The organism is Streptomyces sp. WMMC940, assembly GCF_027460265.1.
GTDB lineage: Bacteria > Actinomycetota > Actinomycetes > Streptomycetales > Streptomycetaceae > Streptomyces.
This window is the reverse complement of record NZ_JAPZBC010000001.1, coordinates 5,216,702-5,242,470: the sequence shown is the minus strand read 5'-3', so window position 1 is coordinate 5,242,470 and position 25,769 is coordinate 5,216,702. Positions and strand designations below refer to the sequence as shown.

Sequence of the window (25,769 nt, the reverse complement as noted above, 5' to 3'; positions counted from 1 at the left end):
AGCGGAAGCCCGGCGTACCCGTAAGAAGGTGCTCGTCGACACGGCGACCACCGCGAACCAGCTCATCTGGGCACTGCCGAACGGCAAGATGCGCACCCAGATCGACGCCCAGCCGCAGCGTGCGAAGAACGCCCAGGGCAAGTGGGCGCCGATCGACACCACGCTGCGCCGGACGAAGGGTGCCGGTTCGCTGAGCATCCGTCCGGTGAACGCGGTCGTGCCGGTGCGTTTCGCCGGCGGTACCCGGTCCGCGGACCGCGCCGACCGTTCGTACGTCCGCGCCCCGCTGGCCGGCGAGACCGTCCTCGCCGAGGTCGACCTGAACCGCCACACCGTCGCGTACACCTGGCCGGGCACCCTGCCCGAGCCGGTGCTCGACGGCCCGCGCGCCCTCTACCCCGAGGTGTTCCCGGGTGTCGACCTGCTGCTGGTCGTGCGCGCCGAGGGCGGCTTCGGCCAGCTCCTCATCGTCAAGGACGAGCAGGCCGCGCAGAACAAGGACCTCGCGACCGTCTCGTACGGGCTGCGCTCGAAGACGGCCGTGTTCCGGCAGGACACGAAGGCCAACCGGATCCAGGTCCTCGGCAAGGACGGCAAGGAGGCCGGCAGCATCCCGACCCCGTTCGCCTGGGACTCGGCCGGCCGCGACCCCGAGCTGCCCCCGGGCTCGCCGCAGCGCACCTCCGTGGCCACCACAGCCGACGTGCTGAAGCTGTCGGGCCTGACGGGCATCGAGCCGGGCGCGAAGTCCGCCCAGCTCCCCATCGTCCTCGAGGGTGACGGCACCGGCTCCGCGACGCTGAACCTGGACGTCGCGGCCACGGGCCTGCTCGCCGACAAGGACACGAAGTTCCCGGTCTTCATCGACCCGCCGCTCAACAGCGACTGGCTCGCCTGGACCGTGGCGTACAAGAAGTACCCGAACTCCAGCTTCTGGAACGGTACGAACTTCTCCTCCGGCACCTCCGACGCCCGCGTGGGCTACGAGAGCGACACCGGCGGTCTGGCCCGCTCCTTCTGGCGGATGAGGTTCTCCACCAGCTACGAGGGCGCCAAGTTCGACTGGGCCACGTTCAAGATCGTGAACAACCACTCCTGGTCCTGCACCGACCGTCAGATGGAGTTCTGGCTGACGGGCGGCATCTCCTCGGGTACGACGTGGAACGCGCAGCCGAGCTGGTCGAGGGTGCTGCACAAGAAGTCCTTCGCGCACGGCTGGTCCTCGTCCTGCCCGGACGCGTGGGAGTCGTTCACCGTGACCTCGGCGGCCCAGGAGGCCGCGGACAAGGGCTGGTCGAACATCACCCTCGGCATGCGGGCCACGTCCGAGACCGACACCCAGACCTGGCGCAAGTTCGCCGCGACCGGTGCCCGGATCGAAGGCGAGTTCAACCGCCCGCCGAACCAGCCGACCTCCGGCACGTCCTCGCCGGGCGGTGCGTGCGTGCCGGGCCCGACCGCCAGCACGCTGATCGGCCGTACGACCATCACGCTGAAGGCCAAGGGCTCCGACCCGGACGGCGCTCCGCCGAAGCTGCGCTTCCGCTTCTGGAAGAACGGCAGCAGCACCAAGAAGGAGTATGTCGCCACCCCGACCTCCACGGGCTACGGCCAGATGGTCATCGAGGCCACCGATCCACTGCTGACGGGCCTCACGGCGAACACGCTGTTCAAGTGGGACGTACGGTCCGAGGACTCGACGTACCCGAACGCGCGCTCCACCTCGTCCTTCTTCCCGAACGGCAGCGAGCCGTGCCAGATCACCGTCGACCCGATCGCCCCGCCGCAGCCGGACATCACCAGCACGGTGTTCACCGAGGCCACCGACGACGGCAAGACGTGGGCGACGGTGAACTTCGGCAAGCCCGGTGACTTCACCTTCACCGCCGCCGGCGCCTCCAAGTTCCGTTACGCCTTCGAGGGCAACGGCTACGTCGACGCGCCGACCCCGGTCAACGGCAAGGTCACCCTCACGAACGTCACCCCGCCGCACGCGGGACCGGTGACGATCACCGTCTACGCCTACGACGTCAACGGCAACCAGAGCATCCGCGGCGACTACAAGTTCTACCTGCCCCCGCGTGACGCCGCCGACGGACCGATGGACACGGGTGGCGACAACATCCCCGACCTGCTCGTCCTCTACGCGGACGGCAGGCTGCGGAACTGCGCCGGCGCTCCCGCCGACCCGACCGTCCCCGGCACCGGCGGTGAGCTCTACAACTGCCTGTCCGGCTCGTACGTCACCGCCGGCAAGAAGGTCGACCCGGCGAACCACTGGATCAACACCGCCGGCACGCCGTCGCTGATCGCGCACTACAACGACGTCTACCCGGGCGACGGGTCAACCGACCTGTTCGCCGTCACCCCGGACAAGCAGTTCTGGCTCTACCCGGGCGACGGCTACGGCACCTTCAACGTCGACCAGCGCATGAAGATCCGGCTGCCGTCCAACGCACCGGCGCCGTCCACGTGGACGCAGATGAAGGCGATCGGCGACATCACGGGTGACAAGCACCCGGACATCGCCCTGCGCGCGGGCACCGCGTTCTGGATCCTCTCCGGCTACACCGGCGGCAGCTTCCAGTCCGCCACGCTCATGGAGGGCACCGCCTGGGCCACCACCGCTCGCGACATCGTCAACATCGCGGACATGAACAGGGACAACACGCCCGACCTGCTGTGGCGGAACGTGTCCAACGGCAACATGTACGTCCGCCACGGCAAGCCCGGCGCGGTCGCCGGCAGCGTCGACCTCGAGTCGATCAAGCTGGCGGCCAACTCGGTCAACGGCGACGTCCGGTTCGGCACGAACTGGACCGCGACCAACATCACGGCCGTGATCGGTATCCCGGACGTCAACAAGGACGGCGTCCCGGACATGTGGGCCCGCGAAGGCGCCACCGGCAATATGAAGCTGTACAACCCGTCCACCACCGACACCAACGCCCCGGTCAAGACGGTCCTGTCCACCGACTGGAGCACTGTCAAGGCGTTCGGCTGATCCCGGCCGCCCGCTGACGACACCGAGCCCCCGGCGCCACTCGGGACGCTGTTGGCGAATTCGGGGGCTCGGTCACTTCGCCCCGTCGAGCGTGAGCTCGACGGGGCGAAGTGCTGCGAAGTGGCTGGTGCGGGTGCGGGCTCGGGGTGTTTCGGTGAGATGGGCGTCGATGCGGGCGAGGTTGATCGCGGCCCCGGTGAGTTGGTGTTGCAGGGCGGTCTTCGCGAGGCCGAGGTAGCGGGATCTGCGCAGGCCGCACCGCTGGGTGGCTTGGGAGATGGTGCCTTCGACACCGGCGCGGGTCTTGTAGCGCTCTTCCTCCACCAGACGGTCCCGGAACTCCGACAGCACCGAGAAGTCGAACCCGGGATCACTCAGTTCCAGCCCGAGGGCGTACTTGAAGTCGATCCTTGCCCGCACCGCCTCCGCGGCCTGCCGGTCGGTCAGCCCCTCCACAAACTGCAACACCAGCACGAGCGCCAACCGCCCCGGCGACCAGGCAGGCTTGCCCCGCGCCGGGAACAGGTCCGCGAACTCCTCATCCGTGAACAGCGGCCCCAACTCGTCTGGACCCGGATCGCCAAGCTGCCTCTGGGGAACGCAGCCCGCGCCACCCGCACCGTCTCCGCCGGGACCTCACTCGGCCCGCCCGGCTGCATCGACATCCGCACCCACCCCATACGACAACGTCGGCCTTCAAGACCACAACCGGGTCTTGAAGGCCGACGTCACGCGAGCCCCCGAATTCGCCAACAGCGTCCCGAGTGGCGCCGGGGGCTCACCCCATTTCACGTACGGCCACGAGACCGCGCTCCGGCGACGAGACGGCCCCGCCCTCCGCGATCGCCTCCGCCACCTCCGCCACGCGCTCCTGCTCCTCGACGGCGAACCGCTCCCGGTCCAGCGCCTCCGCGATCTCCTCGTCCTGGGTCATCAGCAGGTCGAGGTTGGAGTCGCCCAGGTCGAAGACGCCCATGTTGAGATAGGCATTCTGGAGGCGCTCGCCCAACAGGCCGATGTCCTTCACGCACGACACGATCCGGCTGAACAGCAGCTCGCAGAAGAGGTGCAGGCACTCGCTCTGCTCGCTGAGCGCCTCCGCCTCCTTCCGCGGGATGCCGAAGTCCTCCAGGGCCTCGACCCCGCGCAGCCGGTCGCGCATCAGGTAGCAGCCCTCGATGACGAACTCCTCGCGCTCGCGCAGTTCGGCGTCGGTGAGCTGCTTGTAGTAGTCCCGCAGCGCCATCCGGCCGAAGGCGACATGGCGGGCCTCGTCCTGCATGACGTAGGCCAGGATCTGCTTGGGCAGCGGCTTGTCGGTGGTGTCGCGGATCATTCCGAAGGCGGCGAGCGCCAGGCCCTCGATGAGCACCTGCATGCCGAGGTACGGCATGTCCCAGCGGGAGTCGCGCAGGGTGTCGCCGAGCAGGCCCTGGAGGTTGTCGTTGATCGGGTACAGCATCCCGATCTTCTCGTGCAGGAAGCGCCCGTAGATCTCGGCGTGCCGGGCCTCGTCCATGACCTGGGTGGCGGAGTAGAACTTGGCGTCGAGGTCGGGAACGGACTCGACGATCCGCGCCGCGCACACCATCGCGCCCTGCTCCCCGTGCAGGAACTGGCTGAACTGCCAGGAGGAGTAGTGGCGGCGCAGCTCGCCTCGGCCCTTGTCGGTGAGCTTGGCCCAGTGCTTCGTGCCGTACAGGCTCATCGCCTCGTCGGGGGTGCCGAGCGGGTCGTACGGGTCGACCTCCAGGTCCCAGTCGATCCGGGTGGCGCCGTCCCACTGCTTGTCCTTGCCCTTCCGGTAGAAGGTGGCTCTCCGACGCCGACGTCGTCGCGCACGCCGCGTGCACCCCCGCCGCCCGCCCGGCGACGTCGTCGGGGCCACGGCGGAGCGGCCGGCGATGGGGCTCGACCTGCTCCTGCAGCCCTCGGACGTCGCCGAGATGATGCTGCAGGCCGCGCCCGGCAGTTTTTCGCCGAACGGCACGTGCCCACGCCACCGCCCTGGGCAAGAATCGTGCCGCGTGGGACGCGATCTTCCGCGCGTACTTCGGTGAGGCCCGGCGCATCTTCGACGTCGACGTCCTGCTCGACCTGGCCGACGAGCTCGGCCTGGACCGCGAGACGACACGTCAGGTCCTCGCTGACGGCCGCTTCCGGCAGCGTGTCCGGGAGGAGGCACAGGAGGGCCGGCGACTCGGGGCCACCGGCGCACCGTTCATCGTCTTCGACCGCCGCTACGCCGTCCCGGGGGCACAGGACAGCGACACTCTGCTCGACGTCCTGCGCAAGGTCTGGGACGAGACCCGCCCGTCCGTGCCGACACTCGACGCAGACGGCGCGAGCTGCGGCCCGGACGGCTGCGCAACCCCCGCCGCCCATGCGGCCGAGTCCGCAGGCTGAACCGGGTTTTTGATCACTGGTCGCCGATGGGGTTGCGGCCGTGGGCCGCAGCGCGGAGACGGCGGATCTCTTCCTTCTCCTCGTCGGTGACCGGGTCCGTTCGTCGCTGACCGGGTCCATGTTCTGGTTGGCGTCCATGTTCTGGTTGGCCATGGGTCACCGCCCTGCGCGAGTACGAAGCCCGGCCGTCGTGGTGGCGTTGCGGCCGGGCCAGACAGCGGCAGTCGGTCAGTCCTCGCTCGCTGTCAGCTTCTCCAGCGCGGCGACCAGCTCGGTGCGCCGCTGGTCGGACGTGTTCTTCTGCTCCTGCGCCGTCCAGGCGAGCGCGAACCGGTCGACCTGCCGCCAGTCGCTGCCGACCTTCTTCATTTCCTTGACCCGGTTCGCGGCGACTGCCGGCGTCTCGTACTCGTAGATCGAGACGGTGTAGGTGGCAATGAGCTGGACGCAGTCGTTCTTGTGCGGCTCTTTGCCGGCAGCCTCGTTGGAGCACAACTTGGTGTTGTCGGTCTGATCGCCGAGGTCGACGACGCCGGTTGCGTCGGCAAGTTCGGCCGCGACTTCTTCGGCGGTGAGGCGGTCGGGCTCGTCGTTGCTGGAGCAGGCGGTAAGTGCGAGCGCGGTGATCGCTATGGCAGTGACGGTGTGGCGGTGGCGCATGTTCTCCCCGGGAACGCGGTGGTTGCGGAGGAATCATGCCGTACCCGGGACGGGATTTCTTTCCCGGCATGCCTGATCCGGTACTGCCGCGCCCATGTCCGCGACGCGGCGCACACAGCCCGGGCTGACCTTACGCCCGCCGTACCTCTGTATCCCGTACCCATACCTCGTACATTCGGCCTGTGCGTGACTGATTGCCGCGCCTCGCGATAGTCGTCGCACGCCCCCGCTCGAGCGGTGCGCCTTTTCCGATCTTCCGATCCGTCCCCGCCCTTGCCTCGATCTTCCTATCACCGCAGGTCAGAGGCACTTCGCCGCTCTGGCCCTGAGCCGGCCTTCCTGATCCTTCCGGGTCCTTCCGTCCACTGCGTGTCCACTGACCGCCCCCGAGTGCCCTCCCGAGGAGCCACCTGGGGATGCCCTGCTGGATCGACGCAGGTCGAGCGACCGCCCAGTTACGGCTCCCCAGGGCGGAAACGGACCGCGGTCAGCGGCCCTGTCCGCGTTTCTTTCCTCCGCGTCCTGTTCCGGACCCCCTCCCGCCCCGTCGCCTTTCCCCGCGCGCCCGGCCCGTGCGGGGCAGCCGGGCAGCGGCCTCCTCGAGTTCCGCGAGGGCGGCGCGGTCGGGGTGGGGCGCGGCCAGGGCGGCCTCGATCGTGTCGCAGAGGTCGGGCTCACGGGTGAGTGCGGTCTCGGCAAGACCGTCGGGTCCGGTGATCTCCAGCAGTTGGAGCATGCCTTCGGCGACAATGACCAGGGATTCGGCGTCCGTCAGGTCGTCGGGGTCGAGCAGGTCGCGCTGGACCAGGACACCGATGGCGTACGGGGCCAGCCGGGGGTCGCCGCGCAGGGACCGGACGAGACGCTCGCCCTCCGGCTCGGGCAGCGCGACCAGCAGGGTGTCGAGCATGGCCTGGGCACGGCCGCGGAACGGCATGTCCCGTACGGCGTCGAGAAGTTGCGCAAGGGCGGAGTCCGGACCAGCGTGGGCCTGCGTCCAGGCGGTCAGCTCGCTGCGGGCGGAGTCGGTGTCGTAGTGGTCGGCCAGAACGCCGAGCAGGCCGGCCGCGGGGGCGTGGCGGAGTTCGCCGACGAGGGGTGCGTCACGGCCCTCGTCGAGCAGGCGAGCGCGTACGGCCCACGTGCCCAGGGGGCTCAGGCTAATCAACTCCACTGATTCGCCGCCGAGTTCGCCGGTGTCGAAGGCAGGTGCGGGCGGCTGCTCGGGGAGCAGGGCCGCGAGTGCGGCAGGCATGCCGGTCGGAAGAGCGGGCGGATCGGAGTAGGCCGGGGCCTCCAGGAACTCGGGCGCGGGCCGCCCGCGGGTGCGTTCGATGGCGCCCAGTTGGTCGAGGACGTCCAGGAGGCGGCGCAGGTCCCGGTGGGCGTGGTCGAACCACATGGCGGGCGCCTGGTCGTCGAGCTGGAGGCGGACGCGGTGGCCGTAGTCGACGCTGTCGCGCAGCCGGGGCCAGGGCATGGGATGGGGCAGGCTGTAGAGGGTGTTGAGGATGTCGGCCAGCGTGTCCTCGTACGTGTCGAAGAGCAGGGACTCGACGTGCCGGCTGCTCTTCGCCCCGAGCAGGGGCCGGCGCAGACCGAAGACGGCGTCGAAAGCGCGCCGCCACAGGGCGAGGCGGTCCTTCAGCTCGGGTGCGGCTTTGGCAACCGCGTACAGGCTGCCCTTGACGACCCGGACCAGGCGGGCCTGCCGGGCCAGTTCGAAGACCAGGTTCAGGCGCGGCAGGTCGTCGAGGGAGCGTACGGCTTCCGTGCGGGCGTCGCCGGTGGCCAGCCGCTCGGCGAGTTCCCGCGCGTCGGCGGTCTTCAGCCGTCCGGTCGTGGTCAGTGGGCGACCCTGCTGGCCCGCCCACTCGCTGAGCAGCCGGAGCTGGGTGAGGAGGGTGATCCGCTCGGCGTCCGCGCGCAGTTCCTGTTCGGACGGCAGGGCGACGGGCAGCTGCGGCTCGCTGCGCCGGGCGTCGGCCGGGCCCTCGATGAGGTGCCGTCGCGCGACCACGGCGAGCGCGGCCTCGTCATGGTCGATCTCGCCCGCGTGCACGCGTTCGACGAAGCGGTCGAGGTCCTCCTGGCTGGTCGTGTCGCTGCCGTGCTCGGCGGCCAGGGTCAGCCAGAACTTGGCGGGTCCGAAGCGGCTGCGGTCGGCCATCGCCTCCCGGTAGGTGCGGGCGGCCTCGTCCACCGCGGCGAGCTGGGTATCCAGGCCGGGCCCGCGCGGGTCTGCGAGGTACGCCGCGTGCAGGAAGCGCAGCAGCAGCCGCAGTGCCCCCGGCGCGTCGGGCAGTTCCTCGTCGGGCAGCACGGTGACCGTACGCGGCGCCCAGTCCAGCAGGTACTCCTTGACATGCCGTGGCTCCCACAGCCCGAGACGCCCGTCGAGCGTGCCCAGATGCCGGTAGTCGAGGGCGGTGGCCACCGCGAACGCGTCGACCTGCCCCCGCGGCTCGCCGCACCGGGCGGCCCACCGTTCGAGCCGGTCGACGAGCAGGTCACGGCCGGCCTCGAACTCGTCCTCGTCGTCGGGGTCGTAGCACATGCGCATGGAAGTGTCGTTTCCTTCGTGGGGTTCGTCGGTCACGGTACCGGGACGGCTCGCGCGCTGCCGCCGTGTTCGGCGCTCGTCCACCGTCTGTCCGGCCGTGGTGGGCCGAAGGCCCTGCCCGAGCGCCCGGGGTCAGGGCGCGAGGTCGGCCAGCAGGTCGTCGAGCACCGCCTCCTCCTCGACGCGCACGCCGAGTTCGGTGAGGGCTGGGCGGAGTTCGCGGTCCCATGGGGCGGTGGCGGGTGTGCCGGTCAGGGGCGGGGCCAGCGGGGTGGCGGCGGCCGCGGCGCGGTAGTCGGCGGCCGGGTAGCGCCACGGGTGCCAGGGGACGCGGTGCAGCAGGGCGGTGGCGATGCGCAGGCCGTCCCAGTCGAAGTCGCCGTGGTAGAGCAGCGTGGTCCCGTGGGTGTGCAGGTGGCGCAGCAGGGTGAGGGCGGCGGCCGAGGGCTGGCCCTGGAGGCAGACAAGTGGCGGGCATGTGGCGCCCACGACGTCGGCCGCGGCGGCCGGGTTCTCGCATACATGGACTGCCGCGGAAGCCTTACGCGGGGGGGGTAGATGGGTGAGCTGGCGCAGTGTCAGGACGGCCGGCTCCCCCCGCGTCGGCCGCCCAGTCGAGAGCGGGCGTGCCGCGTAGGCCCAGGGTGAGGACGGCGGAGGACAGGGCGTCCTTGAGGAGGCCCGCCGAGGCCCAGGCCTCGCGGCGCCACTCGGCTCCGGTGCCGTCCGGGAAGCCGGTCAGGGCGCGGACGCCGGACAGGACGAGCGTGGCGAGCGGGGTACCGTCGTCGAGGGCGTCCGCGTCGCCGAACGCGTCGGCGGCGAAGACGGGCAGGGACACGGTCGGCTCGGCCGGCAGGCGGCGCAGGGCCCCGGCTGTGTCGTCCAGCAGCTTCTTCGCCGTGTGCGGGGTGCGGGGTGCGGGGTGCGGGGTGCGGGGTGCGGGGTGCGGGGTGCGGGGTGCGGGGTGCGGGGTGCGGGGTGCGGGGTGCGGGCAAGCCTGCGTACGAGCCCGTCGCGCCGCAACCGGTCGGCCCAGTCGGCCAGTTCGTGCCTGCCGCTGCGGATCAGCCCGTCGAGCGGGGCGTACGCCTCACGCCAGGCGTTTTCCTCCCGCTCGCGCAGGTCGGCCAGCCGGGTGACGGGCCCGGTGAGGGCGGTGACAGCGGCGGCGAGGCCGTCGGGGCCGGCGCCGGAGCGGCGCAGGACGGCGTCCACCGCGTCGAGGCGTATGCGCAACGAGCGTCCGGCGCCGGGAGCGCGGCCCAGCAGGCGTTCGGCGGCCTCGCGCTGCGCCGGAGTGGGGTCGGACAGGGTGACGGGACCGGTGAGGGGTTCGTCCCGCGCCATACGGCGGCGTACCCGGTCGACGAGCCAGGCGAGGCCGGGGCCGCCGAGGATGCGGGCCAGGCGGTCGCGGTCGACGGGCGACGTGGCCCCGCCCGGTGTGCTCGTCTCCTCGGTCACGCTTTCGGTCCCGTCCTCGGTTTCGTCCGCCGTCGTGTCGTCGGCCCTCCGCCGTCCTGTCGTCGGTCACGTCCACAGGGCGTCCTGGCTCTCCGGGGCGGAGGCGGAGTTCTGATGAGGCTTCCGCAGCGGCAATCATGGCCACCCTTCCGCTGGGTTGCCACGCGCAGGCATCTCGGACCAAGCAACACCAGCCGCCAGGCATACCAGGTCGTGTATATTGATATACAACGCCGTATACACAAGGGGGCGCCGTGAGCCGCACCGTGATCGATCTCGACGACGAGGCGCTGGAGGCCGCCGCCAAGGAACTCGGCACCACGACCAAGCGCGACACCATCAACACCGCCCTGCGGGAGGTCACCGCCCGCTACCGGCGCCTGCGCGCCCTCGGAGAGGCCCGCGAACTGGTCGCCGAAGGCGCCCTGGACATGGACGTTCTCCTCGACAAGGGCAGGTACCGGCCCACCGGCGAGCCGGACGATGCCGACGGCGCGGGAGCGGATGCGTGACCGTCGCCGACTACCTGATCGACACCTCCGCCCTCGCCCGCGTCCTCCTCGGCCGGACCACGGCCGAGTGGGACGACACGATCGCCGCGGGACTCGTCGCCCTCTGCGACATCACCGAACTGGAAGTCCTCTACTCCGCGCGCTCGGCGGCGGACCGGGAACGCGTGAAGCGCGCGCTGAACGCCCACTACACCTGGTGCCCCATGCCCGACGGCATCTACCGACGCTCACGCGTCGTCCAGGAACTGCTCACCGCCAAGAGCGAGCATCGCAGCGCGGGCCCCGTCGACCTGCTGGTCGCCGCCGCCGCAGAAGAGGCGGGGCTGACCCTGCTGCACTACGACCGCGACTTCGAGACGATCGCCCGTGCGACCGGACAGCCCGTACGCATGATCGACGTCAGGGATCGAGAAGCGCCGTCCGGCACGCGGTGAGCGGGCGCCGGGCCCGTACCTTTCGATCGCCCGGTGGCCGACCGCCTGTCGGCCTTCCTCGTGCGGATCGTGGTCGTGTACCAAGGCCATGAGGGCACCCGCGACACACCCCGGCGCTTGGTCCGCCTGATGCACGAGCACGGCCCGGGCAATCTGCGGGAAAGCGAAATCAGCCAGGATCTCGGATACGAGCGGCTGCCCGAGGACGTCCGCATGGAGTTCATGAAGGGCGCTGGACAGGTCGAGTTCCAACTCAGTAGGTAGCGGCCTTGGGGAACTTGGCCTCCAGCGCGTCCAGGACGTGGCGCATCCGTGCTTGGACCGCGTCGGTGTCGGGCTGTTCGAAGACCGTCCGCAGCAGCGTGGCCACCCAGGGCCGGGCCGACTTCGGGACCTGGCTCAGCAGATTCCTCGCGTAGTGGGTGCGGCATCGCTGCCACGACGCGCCGGGCAGGACCGCGCCGATGGCGTCGACGAGGCCGGCGTGGGCGTCGGAGATGACGAGCTGGACGCCGGACAGGCCGCGGGCGATCAGCGAGCGAAGGAAGGCCGGCCAGCCCGCGCCGTCCTCGGCGGTGGCGACGTCCAGGCCGAGGATCTCGCGGTGGCCGTCGGCGTTGACGCCGACCGCGATCAGTCGCTGCGATGAGGTGCTGGGCCTGCTGACCGCTCTGCGCGGGGGTGGTACCGGCGCGGTCGCCCGGGGGCTGCGGAGTCGTGCGACGCGCACGGTTCCGTCGGCTGTCTCCGCGACCGGCGCGTATCCCTCCGTCCGCAGTGCGGCGAGGGTGTCAGGAGCCCATGCACGACCTTGGCGCCGCCGTCGCAGCCGCACGACTCTCGGACCGGCTCGGTGCCCAGCGTCCCGCCCTCGTGCTCTGCTGCCGTTATGCTGAGCCAGGCTGGCATCTTCCCAGCGCGAGCGTGGCCGCCATCGTGGAAACGCACGCAGCGCGGTGAACAGCACTGGGTGGCGGCCAGCCAGATCACGAGGCCGACAACTGGGCGGGACGATGCGTTGCCAGCCACGGTCGGCACCAGGCGGCACGCCCCGGCTGGTGGGTGCGGTCAGCCGAGGACGTAGGTTTCGTCACCGAAGTCAGCGACGATCTTCAGTTTGCCGCCGAGAGCCTTGACGTACGCAGCGAGCGTATCGACCTCGCTACGTTCCAACTGCCCCTTCTCGATACGGGAGACCCGAGCCTGGCTGACGCCCATTGCCTTCGCCACCTGTACCTGCGTGGTGTGCTGCCGCTTACGCAACTCCGCGAGGCGGTGCGCCCGAGAAGCGGTGATCATCGCATGGGCTCCCTGCGCGATCTGCTCCTTCTCGGCGTCGGTGAAGGCGAAATCTTCGGCCAGATCACCCCAGGAGACGGCCTGCGGGTCCCTCAGATGGTCGGTCATCACCCGTCCTCTCCTTCGATTCGCTTCAGGTGTTCCGCGTACGCCTGTTCCGCCTGGGGCACGGCAACGCGATACCAGCCGGACCAGTTCCCTGCCTTGTCACCACCGACCAGAATCACGGCCTGACGATCAGGATCGAACACAAACAGCAATCGCACTTCAGTGGCCCCGGCGGACCCGGGACGCAGTTCCTTGAGGTTGGGCAGGGCGGAACCCTTGATCGTGTCCACCAGCGGCCGACCGAGTGCCGGCCCCTCGTATGCGAGAGCAGTGATGGCTTGGCTGACCTGGACGAGCGTCTCACGGTCGGTGCGACGCAGCGCGTGAAGCCACGAGAGTGCCGGTTCGACCACGACGATCTTCCAAGTCACGCGCCCGCCCTCTGAACCGCAATTTATTACATCAGCAGCATACACCGGCAGCGTTATATTCGCACGACTGTTGAGCGTTACGTAGTCCGCAAGCGAGGTGTTGGCGACGACGGCGCGATGCCGAGGCGACCCGACATGATCGCCGGCCGAGGGTCGGCCGCAGATGGATAGCGAAGTGCGCGTCAGCCCCGGGCGAGTGCCCGAGAAAGCGGGAAGCTGTCCGCTCCGGCGGCGAGCCACTCCCCGGCCGACCCCGCCGGATACACGCCCGGCGGTGGCATCACGGTGATGCCGGCCCGGCAGCGAGCCCTGAGAGGTGGCCAGCCAACCCGGCATTTCGGACGCGGCGCGGGCCCCTGAACGGGCCCCTGGATCTTGGACTGAGGGAGTGAACGGGGGCAACCACCCTGGAGTGGCGACCCTCGTTCGGGCGTTTTCGCAGGTAGAAACGATCCTGCGCACCGCTTGTGCGGTGGGGCGGGTGGGACTCGAACCCACGGCCGACGGATTATGAGTCCGCTGCTCTAACCGGCTGAGCTACCGCCCCCAACGGCGCGTCGCGCACATTTGTGCGCGCCGTCTGCCGCAGCATAGCCGCTCATACGATCTCCTGCTTCGGATGGTCGGCCAGACCACGATCATGAGGACCGCGCTGCCGCCCGCGCGGTTCCACGACGGGACGACCACATGAAAAAGGGCCCCCGAGGGGCCCTCCTCCGTCGCTGCTCCCCCGGCTGGACTCGAACCAGCAACCCTCCGGTTAACAGCCGAATGCTCTGCCAATTGAGCTACAGGGGATCGCGCTCCCCCGACTGGACTCGAACCAGTAACCTGCCGGTTAACAGCCGGCTGCTCTGCCAATTGAGCTACAGGGGATTGCCGCGTGTGCACCGAACGTACCCACCCCGGGCGTTCCCGGGCGGCGCTCGCTCGCTGCGACACATACATTAGCGCAAGCAGGGGGGTGCTCCGCCAATCGGTTCCCCCGGTGACCACGCGGTGAGCTCCGGGCACGCGTCCGGGGTGATCGCGGGGTGATCTCGGGGCCTCGCGGGTAGGCGAGCACCACAAGCTCACGGTCCGTATCGAATCGGCGTCGGCGACGACGCCTGCGAAGGGTGGCAGCCATGCGCTACCGGCTCACGTTCATGGCCGGACTCGGTGTGGGATACGTGCTCGGCGCGCGGGCCGGGCAGGAGCGCTACGAGCAGATGAAGAAGTCGGCGCGGGAGTTCGCGCGGAACCCCGCCGTGCGGAACGCGGCGGAGTCCGCCGCGCAGACGAGCCGTGAGGTGGCGGGCAAGGCGCTGCACGCGGTGAGCGACAAGGTCGGCGACCGGATGCCCGACGCGGTGGCCGAGCGGGTGCGGTCGCTCCGGGAACGGAGTCAGGGCGGCGAGGACGACTGGGGCACGAGCAATACGTAGCCCCGCCTCCCGCCCCGGCCGCACCCGAGCCACGTTCCTTCCCACCCCGGTCCCGCACCCGAGCCCCGCGCCCTCCGGCGCGGGGCTCGGCCGCGGTGAAGGGGTGGCGGCCCGCCTCTGAGGGTCACGGCAGGCGCCGCCCCCGCCCCGTTGCGTGGCCCTCGGCCGTGCGAGTGGCGCGAGTGCGGCAGAATCTGAGGGCATGGGGATAGTCGCCGGGCTGGACAGTTCGTCCGCATTCACTCGCATCGTCGTCTGCGACACGGACACGGGCGCCGTACTGCGCCAGGGATACGCACCGCATCCCGTCGAGGCCAAGGCCACCGACGTCGATCCGCAGGCGTGGCTGCTCTCCCTGGGCGAGGCAGCGGCCGGGGGGCTGCTCGAAGGCGTGCAGGCCATCGGCGTGTCCGCGCAGCAGCACGGGCTGATAGCGCTGGACTCGTCCGGTGCGCCCGTACGGCCCGCCATGGTGGGGAACGACAAACGGGCCCAGGCCGCGGCGGCCGATCTGGTCGAGGCGTTCGGCGGGCGGCAGGCGTGGGCCGAGGCCGTCGGCTGCGTACCCCAGTCCGGACTGCCCGTCTCGAAGCTGCGCTGGCTGGCCCGGACCGAACCGGAAGCGGCGCGGCGCGCCGCGCTGGTGCTCCAGCCCCACGACTGGCTGGTGTGGCAGCTGCTCGGCAGGCCGGCGCGGAGGACGACGGACCGCGGTGCGGCGTCCGCGACCGGGTACTGGTCCGCGGGTACCGGCTCGTACCGCCCCGATCTCGTCGAGCTCGCGCTCGGGCACCAGGCGGCGCTGCCCGAGGTGCTGGGCCCGTCCGACGCCGCCGGGACGACCCCGGAGGGGCTGCTGATCTCGGCCGGTACCGGCGAGACCATGGCCGCCGCGTTCGGGCTGGGGCTCGGCACCGGCGACGCGGTGGTGTCCCTCGGCGCCACGGGTTCCGTGATGGCGATCCACCACGAGGCGCTCGCCGACCCGTCCGGGATGATCACGTCGTTCGCCGACGCGACCGGGATGCATCTTCCGGTGGTGCACACGCTCAACGCCGTGCGCGCGCTCCGCGGCGCCGCCGAGATGCTCGGCGTCGAGGACCTCTCCGAACTGTCCGCACTGGCCATGAAGTCCACCCCGGGCGCCTCCGGCCTGGTGCTGCTCCCTTATCTGGAGGGCGAGCGCACCCCGCACCTGCCGCACACCGCGGGCACGCTGACGGGGCTGCGGCGCGAGTCGATGAAGCCCGAGCATCTGGCGCGGGCCGCGTTCGAGGGCATGCTGTGCTCACTGGCCGACGCGCTGGACGTGCTGCGCGGACGCGGAGTGGTGGTGCGCCGGGTGTTCCTGCTGGGGCAGGCCGCGGAGCTGCCGGCGGTCCAGGCGGCCGCCCCCGCGATCTTCGCCGCGCAGGTCGTCGTGCCTCAGCCCGCCGACTACGCGGCGCTGGGCGCGGCCCGGCAGGCGGCGTGGGCGCTCGGTACGGCACAGGGTTCGCTCTCCCCGCACACCCCGCCGTCCTGGCAGGGCGCGGCCGCGCAGGTCTTCGAGGCGGGCGACGAGCTCGCCGTCGGCCAGGCGGTGCGCCAGCAGTACGCCGCGACGCGCGAGCAGATCCACCCGGGGGCGTTCAACCCCTGACCGGTGGCGCGGTCCTCGGCCATCGGCGGCAGGGAGGCCGGGGTTCGTCCGCTCCCCCGTCGAGCAGGGCCCGGCCGCGCCTGGGGCCCGGACCGGCCCGGTGCCGAAGCGCGTCGGCCGACGGGCGCCGTTCGGCGTCGCCCCGGATCGTTGATCGGCCCGTACGCGGCCGGCCCGGTGGTCGCGGGCCCCGTCGCCCCCGATCCGCCGGCGGCGACGAGAACGGCGCGGGCCGCAGCGGCCGGAACGAATGCGTGCTCAGCGTGGCGGGACGCGCCGCGCCCCGTGCCGGCGTTGCCCCACGAGGCCGGGCGGGTCCTGTGGGACGGCTCGCCGTCACCCGGCGAGCAACGTGGCGGGCCGGATCGGGCGGGGCGCTCCGCCCCGGCCGGGCGCGACCGGGTGCCGGCGCCCCGGCCGTCGTCCACGGGCACCTTCTTGACCGGGCCTTGGCCAAAACCCTTGGGCACCCGGTGGTCGGGTGCCTGAGTATGGGGGCGACTCCAAGAATGCCGCCGAACCGAGAGACAGCCGCGCGTGCTCATACGACTCCTCCGGACGTTCCTGCGTCCCCACCGGCAGGCGATCACCCTGCTGGTGGCGCTGCAACTGCTGCAGACCAGCGCCACCCTCTATCTGCCCACGCTGAACGCGGACATCATCGACAACGGTGTCGTCCGGGGTGACGCCGGGTACATCCTGACGTTCGGCGCGCTGATGATCGCCGTCAGCGTCGTCCAGGTGGTGTGCAACGTCGGGGCCGTGTACTACGGCGCGCGGACCGCGTCCGCGCTCGGTCGGGACGTGCGGGCCGCCGTGTTCGACCGGGTCCAGTCGTTCTCGGCGCGCGAGGTGGGGCACTTCGGCGCCCCGTCCCTCATCACCCGTACGACCAATGACGTCCAGCAGGTACAGATGCTGGTGCTGATGGCGTTCACGCTGATGGTGTCCGCGCCGATCATGTGCGTCGGCGGCATCGTGCTGGCCCTCTCCCTGGACGTTCCGCTCTCGGCTGTGCTGCTCGCGGTCGTCCCGGTCCTCGGCGTCTCCGTGTCCCTGATCGTCAGGAGGATGCGGCCGCTGTTCCGGACCATGCAGGAGCGGCTCGACACGGTGAACCGCGTGCTGCGGGAACAGATCACCGGCAACCGCGTGATCAGGGCGTTCGTGAAGGACGGCTACGAGGAGGAGCGTTTCCGCGGGTCGAACACCGAGCTGACGGACGTGTCGATGGCGACGGGCCGTCTGATGGCGCTGATGTTCCCGATCGTGATGACCGTCGTGAACGTGTCGAGCGTCGCCGTCGTCTGGTTCGGTGCCCACCGCATCGACGGCGGCGGGATGCAGATCGGCGCGCTCACCGCGTTCCTCGCGTATCTGATGCAGATCGTCATGGCCGTGATGATGGCCACCTTCATGTTCATGATGGTGCCGCGCGCCGAGGTCTGCGCGGAGCGCATCGAGGAGGTGCTGGCCACCGGGTCGAGCGTCGTGCCGCCGCTCGCGCCCGTGCGCGAGACGACGCGCCACGGCCATCTGGAGCTCCGCGCCGCCGACTTCCGCTACCCCGGAGCCGAGGAGCCGGTGCTGCGCGGGGTGGATCTGGTGGCCCGGCCCGGTGAGACGACCGCGATCATCGGCTCGACGGGCAGCGGGAAGTCGACGCTGCTGGGGCTGGTCCCGCGGCTGTTCGACGTCACCGGCGGCGAGGTCCTCGTCGACGGGGTGGACGTGCGGGAGCTCGACCCGGCGCTGATGGCGCGGACCGTCGGGCTGGTACCGCAGAAGCCGTACCTCTTCTCGGGGACGGTGGCGACGAACCTCCGCTACGGGAATCCCGACGCGACCGACGAGGAGCTGTGGCGGGCACTGGAGGTCGCGCAGGCCGCCGACTTCGTGCGCGAGCTCCACGGCGGGCTCGACGCCCCCGTCGCGCAGGGCGGCACGAACGTGTCGGGCGGTCAGCGACAGCGCCTCGCGATCGCGCGGACGCTGGTGCAGCGGCCGGAGATCTATCTGTTCGACGACTCCTTCTCCGCGCTGGACTACGCGACCGACGCGGCGCTTCGCGGCGCGCTGGCGCTGGAGACGGCCGAGTCGACGGTGGTGATCGTCGCCCAGCGGGTGTCGACCATCCGCGACGCCGACCGCATCGTGGTCCTCGACGAGGGCCGCGTCGTCGGCACGGGCCGCCACCACGAACTGATGGCGGGGAACGAGACGTACCGGGAGATCGTCCTCTCCCAGCTGACCGAGGCGGAGGCTGCCTGATGGCCGGTCCTGGCGGACGCATGACGATGGGCCAGTCCGGCGAGCGGTCCTTGGACTTCAAGGGCTCGGGGCAGCGGCTGCTGCGGCAGTTGCTGCCGGAGAGGCGGGCCCTGTGGGTGATGATCACGGCCGGTGTGCTGAGCGTGGGGCTGTCGGTGGTCGGGCCGTGGATCCTCGGCAAGGCGACGGATCTCGTCTTCGCGGGTGTCGTGGGGCGGGAGATGCCGCCCGGACTGTCCCGGGACCAGGCCGTCGAGGCGCTGCGCGAGCGCGGTGACGGCGGCCTGGCGGACATGCTGTCGGGGGTGGACTTCACGCCCGGACGGGGCATCGACTTCACGGCCGTCGGCGGGGTGCTGCTCGTGGCGCTCGCCGTGTTCGCGGCCGCGGGGCTGCTGATGCTGGTGTCGACGCGGGCGTCGATCCGGGTCATCAACCGGACCGTGTTCCGGATGCGCGAGGACGTGCAGGCGAAGCTGGCGCGGCTGCCGCTGTCGTACTTCGACAGGGCCAAGCGCGGTGAGGTGCTGAGCCGGGCGACGAACGACATCGACAACATCTCGCAGACGATGCAGCAGTCGATGGGCCAGCTCATCAACTCCCTGCTGACGATCGTCGGCGTGCTGGTGATGATGTTCTGGATCTCGCCGCTGCTGGCCCTGGTCGCGCTGGTGACCGTGCCGCTCTCGGTGGTGGTGGCCGCGAAGGTCGGCAAGCGCTCGCAGCCGCAGTTCGTCCGGCAGTGGCAGTCGACGGGCCGGCTCAACGCGCACGTCGAGGAGATGTACACGGGCCACACGCTGGTGAAGGTCTTCGGGCGCCAGGGGGAATCGGCGAAGGACTTCGCCGAGCAGAACCAGGCACTGTACGAGGCCGGGTTCCGGGCGCAGTTCAACAGCGGGATCATGCAGCCGCTGATGTTCTTCGTCTCCAACCTCAACTACGTGCTGGTGGCGGTCGTCGGCGGGCTGCGGGTGGCGTCCGGCACGTTGTCGATCGGCGACGTCCAGGCGTTCATCCAGTACTCGCGCCAGTTCTCGATGCCGCTGACGCAGGTGGCGTCGATGGCGAACCTGGTGCAGTCCGGCGTGGCCTCGGCCGAGCGGATCTTCGAGCTGCTGGACGCCGAGGAGCAGGCTCCCGACCCGATCCGCGGGGCGCGTCCCGAGGAACGGCGGGGCGCGGTCGCGCTGGAGAAGGTGTCCTTCCGCTACGACCCGCAGAAGCCGCTCATCGAGGATCTGTCGCTGGCGGTGGAGCCGGGTCAGACGGTCGCGATCGTCGGCCCGACCGGGGCGGGCAAGACCACGCTCGTCAATCTGCTGATGCGCTTCTACGAGGTGACGGGCGGCCGGATCACCCTGGACGGGGTCGACGCGGCCACGATGTCCCGGGACGACCTGCGGGCCGGGATCGGGATGGTGCTGCAGGACACCTGGCTGTTCGGCGGCACGATCGCGGAGAACATCGCCTACGGCACCGCGCGCGAGGTCACCCGGGAGGAGATCGAGGAGGCGGCCCGGGCGGCCCACGCCGACCGCTTCATCCGGACCCTGCCCGACGGCTACGACACCGTCATCGACGACGAGGGGTCCGGCGTGAGCGCCGGGGAGAAGCAGCTGATCACCATCGCCCGGGCGTTCCTGTCCGACCCGGTGATCCTGGTGCTGGACGAGGCCACGAGCTCGGTCGACACCCGCACCGAGGTGCTGATCCAGAAGGCGATGTCCCGGCTCGCCGACGGGCGTACGTCCTTCGTGATCGCGCACCGGCTGTCCACCGTCAGGGACGCGGACGTGATCCTGGTGATGGAGAATGGGTCCATCGTCCAACAGGGCACGCACGACGAGCTGTTGACGGCGGGCGGCGCGTACGCGCGGCTGTACGCGGCGCAGTTCGCGCAGGCGGTCGCCGAGGTCGACTGACGCACGACGGGCGGCGCGGCCCCACGGCGGACGACGGGAACGACGGGCGGCGCGGCCCCACGGCGGACGACGGGAGCGACGGGCATGACGGGGAACGACGGGGAGCGGGGAGACCGGATGGAGAAGGAGTCGGGCACGGGGGTGGCGCTCGGGATCTCGCTGGGCATGGCCTTCGGGGTCCCGATCGGGTTCGCTTTCGACAACGTGGGGCTGGGCATCGGGCTGGGCATGGGGCTGGGCGTCGCCATCGGGGCGGGCATGGACGCGCGCGACGCGCGGTCCGCCGAGGGGCCCTCCGACGGCGACGCTCAGTCCAGATAGCCGCGCAACTGGTCAGCGTAGGCGTGGTCGCGCAGCTTGCCGAGCGTCTTGGACTCGATCTGGCGGATGCGTTCCCGGGTGACGCCGAAGATCCGGCCGATCTCCTCCAGGGTGCGGGGCCGGCCGTCGGCCAGTCCGTAGCGCAGCTGGACGACCTTGCGCTCACGCTCACCGAGCGTGGAGAGAACGGCTTCGAGGTGCTCCCGGAGCAGCAGGAACGCGGCCGACTCCACGGGTGACGCGGCGTCGCCGTCCTCGATGAGGTCGCCGAGGGAGACGTCGTCCTCCTCACCGACCGGCGCGTGCAGCGACACCGGTTCCTGGGCGAGCCGCAGGACCTCGCCGACGCGTTCGGGCGCGAGGTCGAGCTGGGCGGCGACCTCCTCGGAGGTGGGCTCGTAGCCGCGTTCCTGGAGCATGCGGCGCTGGACCCGCACGACGCGGTTGATGAGTTCCACCACGTGGACGGGCACGCGGATGGTCCGTGCCTGGTCGGCGAGGGCCCGGGACATGGCCTGTCGGATCCACCAGGTCGCGTACGTCGAGAACTTGTAGCCGCGCGCGTAGTCGAACTTCTCGACCGCGCGGATCAGTCCGAGGTTGCCCTCCTGGACGAGGTCGAGCATCGTCAGCCCGCGGCCCACGTAGCGCTTGGCCACGGAGACCACGAGCCGCAGATTGGCCTCGATCAGCCGGCGCTTGGCCATTCGGCCCATGACGACGAGCCGGTCGAGGTCGAGGGCGAGCTGGGAGTCCAGGTCGGGAGTGCGCCTGAGCTTCTCCTCGGCGAAGAGGCCCGCCTCGACGCGGCGGGCGAGTTCCACCTCCTCGGCGGCGGTGAGCAGCGGGATGCGCCCGATCTCCCGCAGGTACTGCCGGAACAGGTCGGACGACGGGCCGGCCCCGCCGGTGTCCGTGCGGGCCGCGGGCCCGCGAGGCTCGGGCGTCTCGGACAGCTCGGGCAGCTCTTGAGTCCCGGTGGTGTCGAGCGACGCGGGCGGCTCGGGCAGTTCCGCCGCCCCGGGGCCGTCCTCGGCCGCCATGACGTCCGGCAGCGGCGGGGGCTCGTTCTCCGGGTGGTGCGCCGCCCGGCTCTGCGGCGGGACCGCCGCGACCGGTTCGGCTTCGGTCAGGGTCCGGGTCTGCACGGGAGCGACCTCCAGGCTGGGTGCTGCCGGTTGGGGGGCAGGCGGCAGCGGGACGGGGACGGCGGCCGGGCCGCTGTCCGTCCCGTACACGATGAGCGGATCCGCGGGGGTGAGTGGCCCACCTGTCGTGGACCGGCCGCGCTCCGGGGACTCAGGCACCGCACCCCAGTGTGGGGTACGACACATCACCGCCACGAGGGGCGTGCGGTGACTTTTTGCGTCCGGTCCGTGACCGCGCGGTTACCGGCGTGCAGGCCGGTACGGGGGCGGGGTGCGGGGGCGTCCGGGCTGCGGAGGCCGCTGCGGCATGCGGGGCGTGCGGTTCCGGGCTGCGGAGGCGGGCTGCGGCATGCGGGGCGTGCGGTTCCGGGCTGCGGAGGCGGGCTGCGGCATGCGGGGCGTGCGGTTCCGGGCTGCGGAGGCGGGCTGCGGCATGCGGGCCGGGTTCCGGGCCGCGCGTCCGGGCGCAGCGCGTCCCAACCGTGCACCTGTCCGGGCTGCGGCCCGCACGGGACGCCCGCCCCCAGGGGCCGGCCCGGCTGCGGCATGCGGACCGTGCGACTCCGGGCTGCGCGTCCCGCCTGTGCGCGTGCGGACTACAGCGCGTCCGCGCCGCGGTTGCGGAGCGACTGGCCGTACTGCTGGAGCACCCACAGCTCGTTCTGCACGGCGGCGGCCTGTTCGGGGTCGGCGTGGGCGCCGAGGCGCGCGAGGGTGCCCTGGACGTCGCGGATGCGGCGGTCGACGGCGCGCAGCCGGACCTGGACGAGCTGGACGCCCGCGTAGCCCTCGTCGACGGTCCTGGAGTGGACTGCCTCGACCGCGAGTTCGGTGACCATCGCGCGGACGGAGTCGTCGGGCGCGGCCTCCCGGACGCGGGCCAGGTAGGCGGGCGGATCGGGGACGCCGAACTCGGCGCCGCCCGCGTCGGCGATCGCCCGGCGCACCGCGGCGTACGGCGGGGCCGTGAACTCGTCGGCCCCGTAGGCGTCGAAGGCCGGCGAGACCAGTTCCGGGTGCTGGAGCGCGAGCTTCAGCAGTTCGCGCTCGGTGCGGTGGGCCGGGCTGCGCAGATTGAGCGCCGGCCCGCTGGGCCGTGACGAGGGGCGCGCGGTGTCGTACGCCTGCGTGTGGCGCGCCGGGGCCGGTCCGGGGCCTCCGCCGCTCCCCCGCTCGCGTGCCCACCGGGCGAGCTGGGCGACCCGGCGGACCACGAACTGGGTGTCGAGGATGCCGAGCAGTCCGGCGAGCTGGACGGCCACCTCGTGCTGGGAGGCGCTGTTCTTGATCCGGGCGACGATCGGCGCCGCCTCGTCGAGCGCGGCGGCACGGCCGACCGGGGTTTCCAGGTCGTAGGTCCTCACGATCTGCCGGATCGCGAACTCGAACAGCTGGTTGCGCGGCTCGGCCAGTTCCCGCACGGCCTCGTCGCCCTTGGCGAGCCGCAGATCGCACGGGTCCATACCGTCCGGGGCTACGGCGATGAAGGTCTCAGCGGCGAACTTCTGGTCGTCCTCGAAGGCCCGCAGCGCGGCCTTCTGGCCCGCAGCGTCACCGTCGAAGGTGAAGATCACCTTGGCGCTGCCGTTGTCCATCAGCAACCGGCGGAGGATCTTGATGTGGTCGCCGCCGAAGGCGGTGCCGCAGGTCGCGATCGCCGTCGTGACGCCCGCCAGATGGCAGGCCATCACGTCCGTGTACCCCTCGACGACCACGGCTCGGCTGGACTTGGCGATCTCCTTCTTCGCCAGGTCGATGCCGTAGAGCACCTGGGACTTCCGGTAGATCGCGGTCTCGGGGGTGTTCAGGTACTTCGGGCCGTTGTCGTCGTCGCGGAGCTTGCGGGCGCCGAAGCCGACGACATCGCCGGAGATGTCCCGGATCGGCCACATCAGCCGGCCGCGGAAGCGGTCGATGGGGCCGCGGCGGCCCTCCTGGGAGAGCCCGGCGAGCAGCAGCTCCTTGTCCGAGAACCCCTTGCCGCGCAGGAAGCGGGTGAGGTGGTCCCAGCCGGCCGGGCTGTAGCCCACGCCGAAGTGCTGCGCGGCCGTCTGGTCGAAGCCGCGCTCGGCGAGGAACTTGCGGCCGATCTCGGCCTCCGCGCCGTCGAGCTGCTCCGCGTAGTACTGGGCCGCGATCCGGTGGGCCTCCACCAGCCGGATGCGCTCGCCGCGCTGATGGGCCGGGTTGTACCCGCCCTCCTCGTAGCGCAGGGTGATGCCGGCCTGGGCGGCGAGGCGCTCGACCGCCTCGGAGAACGACAGATGGTCCACCTTCATCACGAACGTGATGGTGTCCCCGCCCTCCTGGCAGCCGAAGCAGTGGAAGAGGCCCTTGCTCGGACTGACCTGGAAGGACGGGGACTTCTCGTCGTGGAACGGGCACAGGCCCTTGAGGTTGCCGCCGCCCGCGTTGCGCAGCTGGAGGTACTCGGACACGACGGAGTCGATGGGGACCGCGTCCCGCACCGCCTTCACGTCGTCGTCATTGATCCTTCCCGCCACGCGTAAATCTTAAGGGGCGGGTGGGACAGCGCTGAGCGGAGTGCCCGGGTCGGCGAGGGCGTCCGTGTCCACGGCGCGGTCGGAACGGATCAGGCCCTGGATGTCCTCGGTGACGTCCCACACGTTCACGTTCATCCCGGCGAGGACCTTCCGGTCCTTCAGCCAGAAGGCGACGAACTCGCGCTTCCCGGCGTCGCCGCGCAGCACGACCTGGTCGTACGTGCCGGGCGGGGCCCAGCCGGAGTACTCCATGCCGAGGTCGTACTGGTCGGAGAAGAAGTACGGGATCCGGTCGTAGGAGACCTCGCGGCCGAGCATGGCGCGGGCGGCGGCGGGGCCGCCGTTCAGCGCGTTGGCCCAGTGCTCCACGCGCAGCCGGACGCCGAGCAGCGGATGGTGCACGGCCGCGATGTCGCCCGCGGCGTAGATGTCCGGGTCGGAGGTGCGCAGGGACGCGTCCACGGCGACGCCGCCGCCGTGCTCGCGGTCGACGAGCGCCAGTCCGGAGGCCTCGGCGAGGCCGGTGCGCGGGGCGGCGCCGATCGCTGCGAGGACGCTGTGGGCGGGGTGCTCGTCGCCGTCCTCGGTACGGGCGGCGAGCACCATGCCGTCCTGCCCGACGATCTCGGTGAGCCGGCTGCCGAAGTGGAAGCGGACGCCGCGCTCCCGGTGCAGATCGGCGAAGAGCTGCCCCAGCTCCGGGCCGATGACCTGGTGCAGCGGCGTGGGCTCGGGCTCGACGACGGTGACCTCGGCCCCGTAGCCGCGGGCGGCGGCCGCGGCCTCCAGGCCGATCCAGCCCGCCCCGGCGATCACCAGATGGCCGTTGTCACGGCCGAGAGTGGCCAGAACCTGACGCAGCCGGTCGGCGTGGGCCAGCCTGCGCAGATGGTGGACGCCGGCCAGATCCGTGCCCGGCACCTCGAGCCGGCGGGGCTCGGAGCCGGTGGCGAGGAGCAGCTTGTCGTAGTGGACGGTGGTGCCGTCGCCGAGGAGCACCGACCGGCCCTCCCGGTCGACGGCGGTGACGGTCTGGCCGAGATGCAGCTCGATGTCGTGCTGGGCGTACCAGGCGGCCTCGTGGACGAAGACGGCGTCGCGCTCCTCCTTGCCGGTCAGATAGCCCTTGGAGAGGGGCGGCCGCTCGTAGGGGTGGTCGCGTTCGTCACCGATGATGATCACCCGGCCGGTGAAGCCCTCGGCACGGAGGGTCTCCGCCGCCTTGGCCCCGGCGAGCCCCCCGCCCACGATGACGAAAGTCCGATGTGCGTCGACCACTTGTTGCCTCCCTGTTCACGGCCGGGGGTCCCGGAGGTGTCCTCCGGGACGACACAGCACGCTACGCCGCCTTCCTGCGAGCGTCCCGCACAGAGCGTGATGGCGGAAGAGGGGGCGCTCCGGTGGGCGTACCGGAACGGCTGGTTCCGGACCCCGTGATCGCCGGACCGGGAGGCCGCAGCGCCGTGCGGGAGGACCTTGACGGTACGGGGCGTCCGCACGGGACCGCCGGGAGGCCGCACCGCCGTGCGCGAGACCGCGGCGGTACGGCGCCGTCCGCAGGCGGGCCGGACGGCCGCCGCGGGTCCGACCCGGAGGTCGCACCGCCGGTGCGACCGGGCGGGCACACCAGGTGGACCTGCTGGTGTACACCCGGGTCCTCGACGAAGCGGTGCGGGTCGCCCGCGACGGCGGTGCCCGAGGCGGATG

20 protein-coding genes, 3 tRNA genes and 4 pseudogenes are annotated in these 25,769 nt (G+C 71.4%); 11 read left to right on the top strand and 16 right to left on the bottom strand.

The features are described from left to right. Positions 1-88: 88 nt before the first annotated feature. A complete protein-coding gene (locus O7595_RS23035) occupies positions 89-3,004 on the top strand; it encodes a DNRLRE domain-containing protein (RefSeq protein WP_269732592.1) in 2,916 nt (971 codons plus the stop codon). Between the two features lie 189 nt (positions 3,005-3,193). Here O7595_RS23035 and O7595_RS23030 read toward each other — a convergent pair. Then, positions 3,194-3,669, bottom strand: a pseudogene (locus O7595_RS23030) (transposase); the annotation flags it as partial. A gap of 113 nt (positions 3,670-3,782) precedes the next feature. Continuing rightward, the gene (locus O7595_RS23025) at positions 3,783-4,994 is read right to left on the bottom strand and encodes a ferritin-like domain-containing protein (protein WP_269730520.1); all 1,212 of its coding nucleotides are present in this window, start codon (positions 4,992-4,994) and stop codon (positions 3,783-3,785) included. 17 nt (positions 4,995-5,011) lie between these two features. Between O7595_RS23025 and O7595_RS23020 the strand changes: the two genes are divergently transcribed. Beyond that, the gene (locus O7595_RS23020; RefSeq protein ID WP_269732591.1) at positions 5,012-5,410 is read left to right on the top strand and encodes a DsbA family oxidoreductase; all 399 of its coding nucleotides are present in this window, start codon (positions 5,012-5,014) and stop codon (positions 5,408-5,410) included. Positions 5,411-5,638: 228 nt separating this feature from the next. Here O7595_RS23020 and O7595_RS23015 read toward each other — a convergent pair whose 3' ends face one another. The 5 genes and pseudogenes from O7595_RS23015 to O7595_RS22995 all read right to left on the bottom strand — a co-directional run. Further along, entirely contained in the window at positions 5,639-6,070 is a 432-nt protein-coding gene (locus O7595_RS23015) for a hypothetical protein (RefSeq protein ID WP_269730519.1), read from the bottom strand. Positions 6,071-6,557: 487 nt separating this feature from the next. Continuing rightward, the gene (locus O7595_RS23010) at positions 6,558-8,633 is read right to left on the bottom strand and encodes a hypothetical protein (RefSeq protein ID WP_269730518.1); all 2,076 of its coding nucleotides are present in this window, start codon (positions 8,631-8,633) and stop codon (positions 6,558-6,560) included. A 132-nt stretch (positions 8,634-8,765) separates the two neighbouring features. Next, positions 8,766-9,209 (bottom strand): DUF2399 domain-containing protein, encoded by a 444-nt coding sequence (locus O7595_RS23005; RefSeq protein ID WP_269732590.1) that lies wholly within the window; start codon positions 9,207-9,209, stop codon positions 8,766-8,768. Continuing rightward, the gene (locus O7595_RS23000) at positions 9,175-9,492 is read right to left on the bottom strand and encodes a TIGR02679 domain-containing protein (protein WP_269732589.1); all 318 of its coding nucleotides are present in this window, start codon (positions 9,490-9,492) and stop codon (positions 9,175-9,177) included. The genes O7595_RS23005 and O7595_RS23000 overlap by 35 nt, the downstream gene beginning before the upstream one ends. 140 nt (positions 9,493-9,632) lie before the next feature. Beyond that, positions 9,633-9,983 (bottom strand): annotated as a pseudogene (locus tag O7595_RS22995) (TIGR02679 domain-containing protein); the annotation flags it as partial. A gap of 371 nt (positions 9,984-10,354) precedes the next feature. Here O7595_RS22995 and O7595_RS22990 point away from each other — a divergent pair. Genes O7595_RS22990 through O7595_RS22980 form a run of 3 tightly spaced genes read left to right on the top strand, consistent with a single transcriptional unit; the run spans position 10,355 to position 11,310 of the window. Further along, positions 10,355-10,612, top strand: coding sequence for a type II toxin-antitoxin system VapB family antitoxin (locus tag O7595_RS22990; RefSeq protein WP_269730517.1), 258 nt, complete (start codon positions 10,355-10,357; stop codon positions 10,610-10,612). After that, the gene (locus O7595_RS22985; protein WP_269730516.1) at positions 10,609-11,046 is read left to right on the top strand and encodes a PIN domain nuclease; all 438 of its coding nucleotides are present in this window, start codon (positions 10,609-10,611) and stop codon (positions 11,044-11,046) included. The genes O7595_RS22990 and O7595_RS22985 overlap by 4 nt, the downstream gene beginning before the upstream one ends. 33 nt (positions 11,047-11,079) lie before the next feature. Then, positions 11,080-11,310 carry a hypothetical protein gene (locus O7595_RS22980; protein ID WP_269730515.1) on the top strand — a complete coding sequence of 77 codons (231 nt, stop codon included), beginning with the start codon at positions 11,080-11,082 and terminating at the stop codon, positions 11,308-11,310. On the opposite strand, the pseudogene O7595_RS22975 reads toward O7595_RS22980, so the two are convergent. From O7595_RS22975 to O7595_RS22950, 6 genes and pseudogenes are all read right to left on the bottom strand, one after another. After that, positions 11,303-11,776: pseudogene (locus O7595_RS22975) on the bottom strand (transposase); the annotation flags it as partial. The gene O7595_RS22980 and the pseudogene O7595_RS22975 sit on opposite strands and share 8 nt — an antisense overlap. 338 nt (positions 11,777-12,114) lie before the next feature. After that, positions 12,115-12,453 carry a helix-turn-helix domain-containing protein gene (locus O7595_RS22970; RefSeq protein ID WP_269730514.1) on the bottom strand — a complete coding sequence of 113 codons (339 nt, stop codon included), beginning with the start codon at positions 12,451-12,453 and terminating at the stop codon, positions 12,115-12,117. Beyond that, the gene (locus tag O7595_RS22965) at positions 12,453-12,824 is read right to left on the bottom strand and encodes a type II toxin-antitoxin system RelE/ParE family toxin (RefSeq protein WP_269730513.1); all 372 of its coding nucleotides are present in this window, start codon (positions 12,822-12,824) and stop codon (positions 12,453-12,455) included. The genes O7595_RS22970 and O7595_RS22965 overlap by 1 nt, the downstream gene beginning before the upstream one ends. A 473-nt stretch (positions 12,825-13,297) precedes the next feature. After that, positions 13,298-13,371, bottom strand: a tRNA-Ile gene (locus O7595_RS22960). 178 nt (positions 13,372-13,549) lie between these two features. Continuing rightward, positions 13,550-13,622, bottom strand: a tRNA-Asn gene (locus tag O7595_RS22955). Positions 13,623-13,627: 5 nt separating this feature from the next. Next, positions 13,628-13,700: transfer RNA gene (locus tag O7595_RS22950), tRNA-Asn, on the bottom strand. Between the two features lie 251 nt (positions 13,701-13,951). Between O7595_RS22950 and O7595_RS22945 the strand changes: the two genes are divergently transcribed. From O7595_RS22945 to O7595_RS22920, 6 genes and pseudogenes are all read left to right on the top strand, one after another. Next, positions 13,952-14,251, top strand: a complete 300-nt coding sequence (locus O7595_RS22945; RefSeq protein WP_138055352.1) for a YtxH domain-containing protein — start codon at positions 13,952-13,954, stop codon at positions 14,249-14,251. Between the two features lie 202 nt (positions 14,252-14,453). Continuing rightward, entirely contained in the window at positions 14,454-15,893 is a 1,440-nt protein-coding gene (locus O7595_RS22940) for an FGGY family carbohydrate kinase (RefSeq protein WP_269730512.1), read from the top strand. Positions 15,894-15,971: 78 nt separating this feature from the next. Continuing rightward, a pseudogene (locus O7595_RS33940) lies at positions 15,972-16,244 on the top strand (hypothetical protein); the annotation flags it as partial. Between the two features lie 186 nt (positions 16,245-16,430). Further along, on the top strand, positions 16,431-18,164 hold the full coding sequence (locus O7595_RS22930; RefSeq protein ID WP_269730511.1) for an ABC transporter ATP-binding protein: 1,734 nt from the start codon (positions 16,431-16,433) through the stop codon (positions 18,162-18,164). Further along, positions 18,164-20,089 carry an ABC transporter ATP-binding protein gene (locus O7595_RS22925; protein ID WP_269730510.1) on the top strand — a complete coding sequence of 642 codons (1,926 nt, stop codon included), beginning with the start codon at positions 18,164-18,166 and terminating at the stop codon, positions 20,087-20,089. Before O7595_RS22930 ends, O7595_RS22925 begins: the two co-directional genes overlap by 1 nt. An 84-nt stretch (positions 20,090-20,173) precedes the next feature. Further along, positions 20,174-20,410, top strand: a complete 237-nt coding sequence (locus O7595_RS22920; protein WP_269730509.1) for a hypothetical protein — start codon at positions 20,174-20,176, stop codon at positions 20,408-20,410. Here the strand turns inward: O7595_RS22920 and O7595_RS22915 are convergent. The 3 genes from O7595_RS22915 to O7595_RS22905 form a co-directional block, all read right to left on the bottom strand. Next, positions 20,398-21,717 (bottom strand): RNA polymerase sigma factor, encoded by a 1,320-nt coding sequence (locus O7595_RS22915; protein ID WP_269730508.1) that lies wholly within the window; start codon positions 21,715-21,717, stop codon positions 20,398-20,400. The genes O7595_RS22920 and O7595_RS22915 overlap by 13 nt on opposite strands. A 437-nt stretch (positions 21,718-22,154) precedes the next feature. Continuing rightward, a complete protein-coding gene (gene dnaG, locus O7595_RS22910; protein ID WP_269730507.1) occupies positions 22,155-24,062 on the bottom strand; it encodes a DNA primase in 1,908 nt (635 codons plus the stop codon). A 9-nt stretch (positions 24,063-24,071) separates the two neighbouring features. After that, a complete protein-coding gene (locus O7595_RS22905) occupies positions 24,072-25,340 on the bottom strand; it encodes an NAD(P)/FAD-dependent oxidoreductase (protein ID WP_269730506.1) in 1,269 nt (422 codons plus the stop codon). Between the last annotated feature and the right edge of the window lie 429 nt (positions 25,341-25,769).

What these genes read in the sequence shown, in the direction of transcription:
- O7595_RS22925 (WP_269730510.1), top strand. Translation starts at nt 18,164, where the DNA reads ATGGCCGGTCCTGGCGGACGCATGACGATGGGCCAGTCCGGCGAGCGG.
- O7595_RS22945 (WP_138055352.1), top strand. Translation starts at nt 13,952, where the DNA reads ATGCGCTACCGGCTCACGTTCATGGCCGGACTCGGTGTGGGATACGTG.
- O7595_RS23015 (WP_269730519.1), bottom strand. Translation starts at nt 6,070, where the DNA reads ATGCGCCACCGCCACACCGTCACTGCCATAGCGATCACCGCGCTCGCA.
- O7595_RS22920 (WP_269730509.1), top strand. Translation starts at nt 20,174, where the DNA reads ATGACGGGGAACGACGGGGAGCGGGGAGACCGGATGGAGAAGGAGTCG.
- O7595_RS22970 (WP_269730514.1), bottom strand. Translation starts at nt 12,453, where the DNA reads ATGACCGACCATCTGAGGGACCCGCAGGCCGTCTCCTGGGGTGATCTG.
- O7595_RS22940 (WP_269730512.1), top strand. Translation starts at nt 14,454, where the DNA reads ATGGGGATAGTCGCCGGGCTGGACAGTTCGTCCGCATTCACTCGCATC.
- O7595_RS23035 (WP_269732592.1), top strand. Translation starts at nt 89, where the DNA reads ATGCGCACCCAGATCGACGCCCAGCCGCAGCGTGCGAAGAACGCCCAG.
- O7595_RS23010 (WP_269730518.1), bottom strand. Translation starts at nt 8,633, where the DNA reads ATGCGCATGTGCTACGACCCCGACGACGAGGACGAGTTCGAGGCCGGC.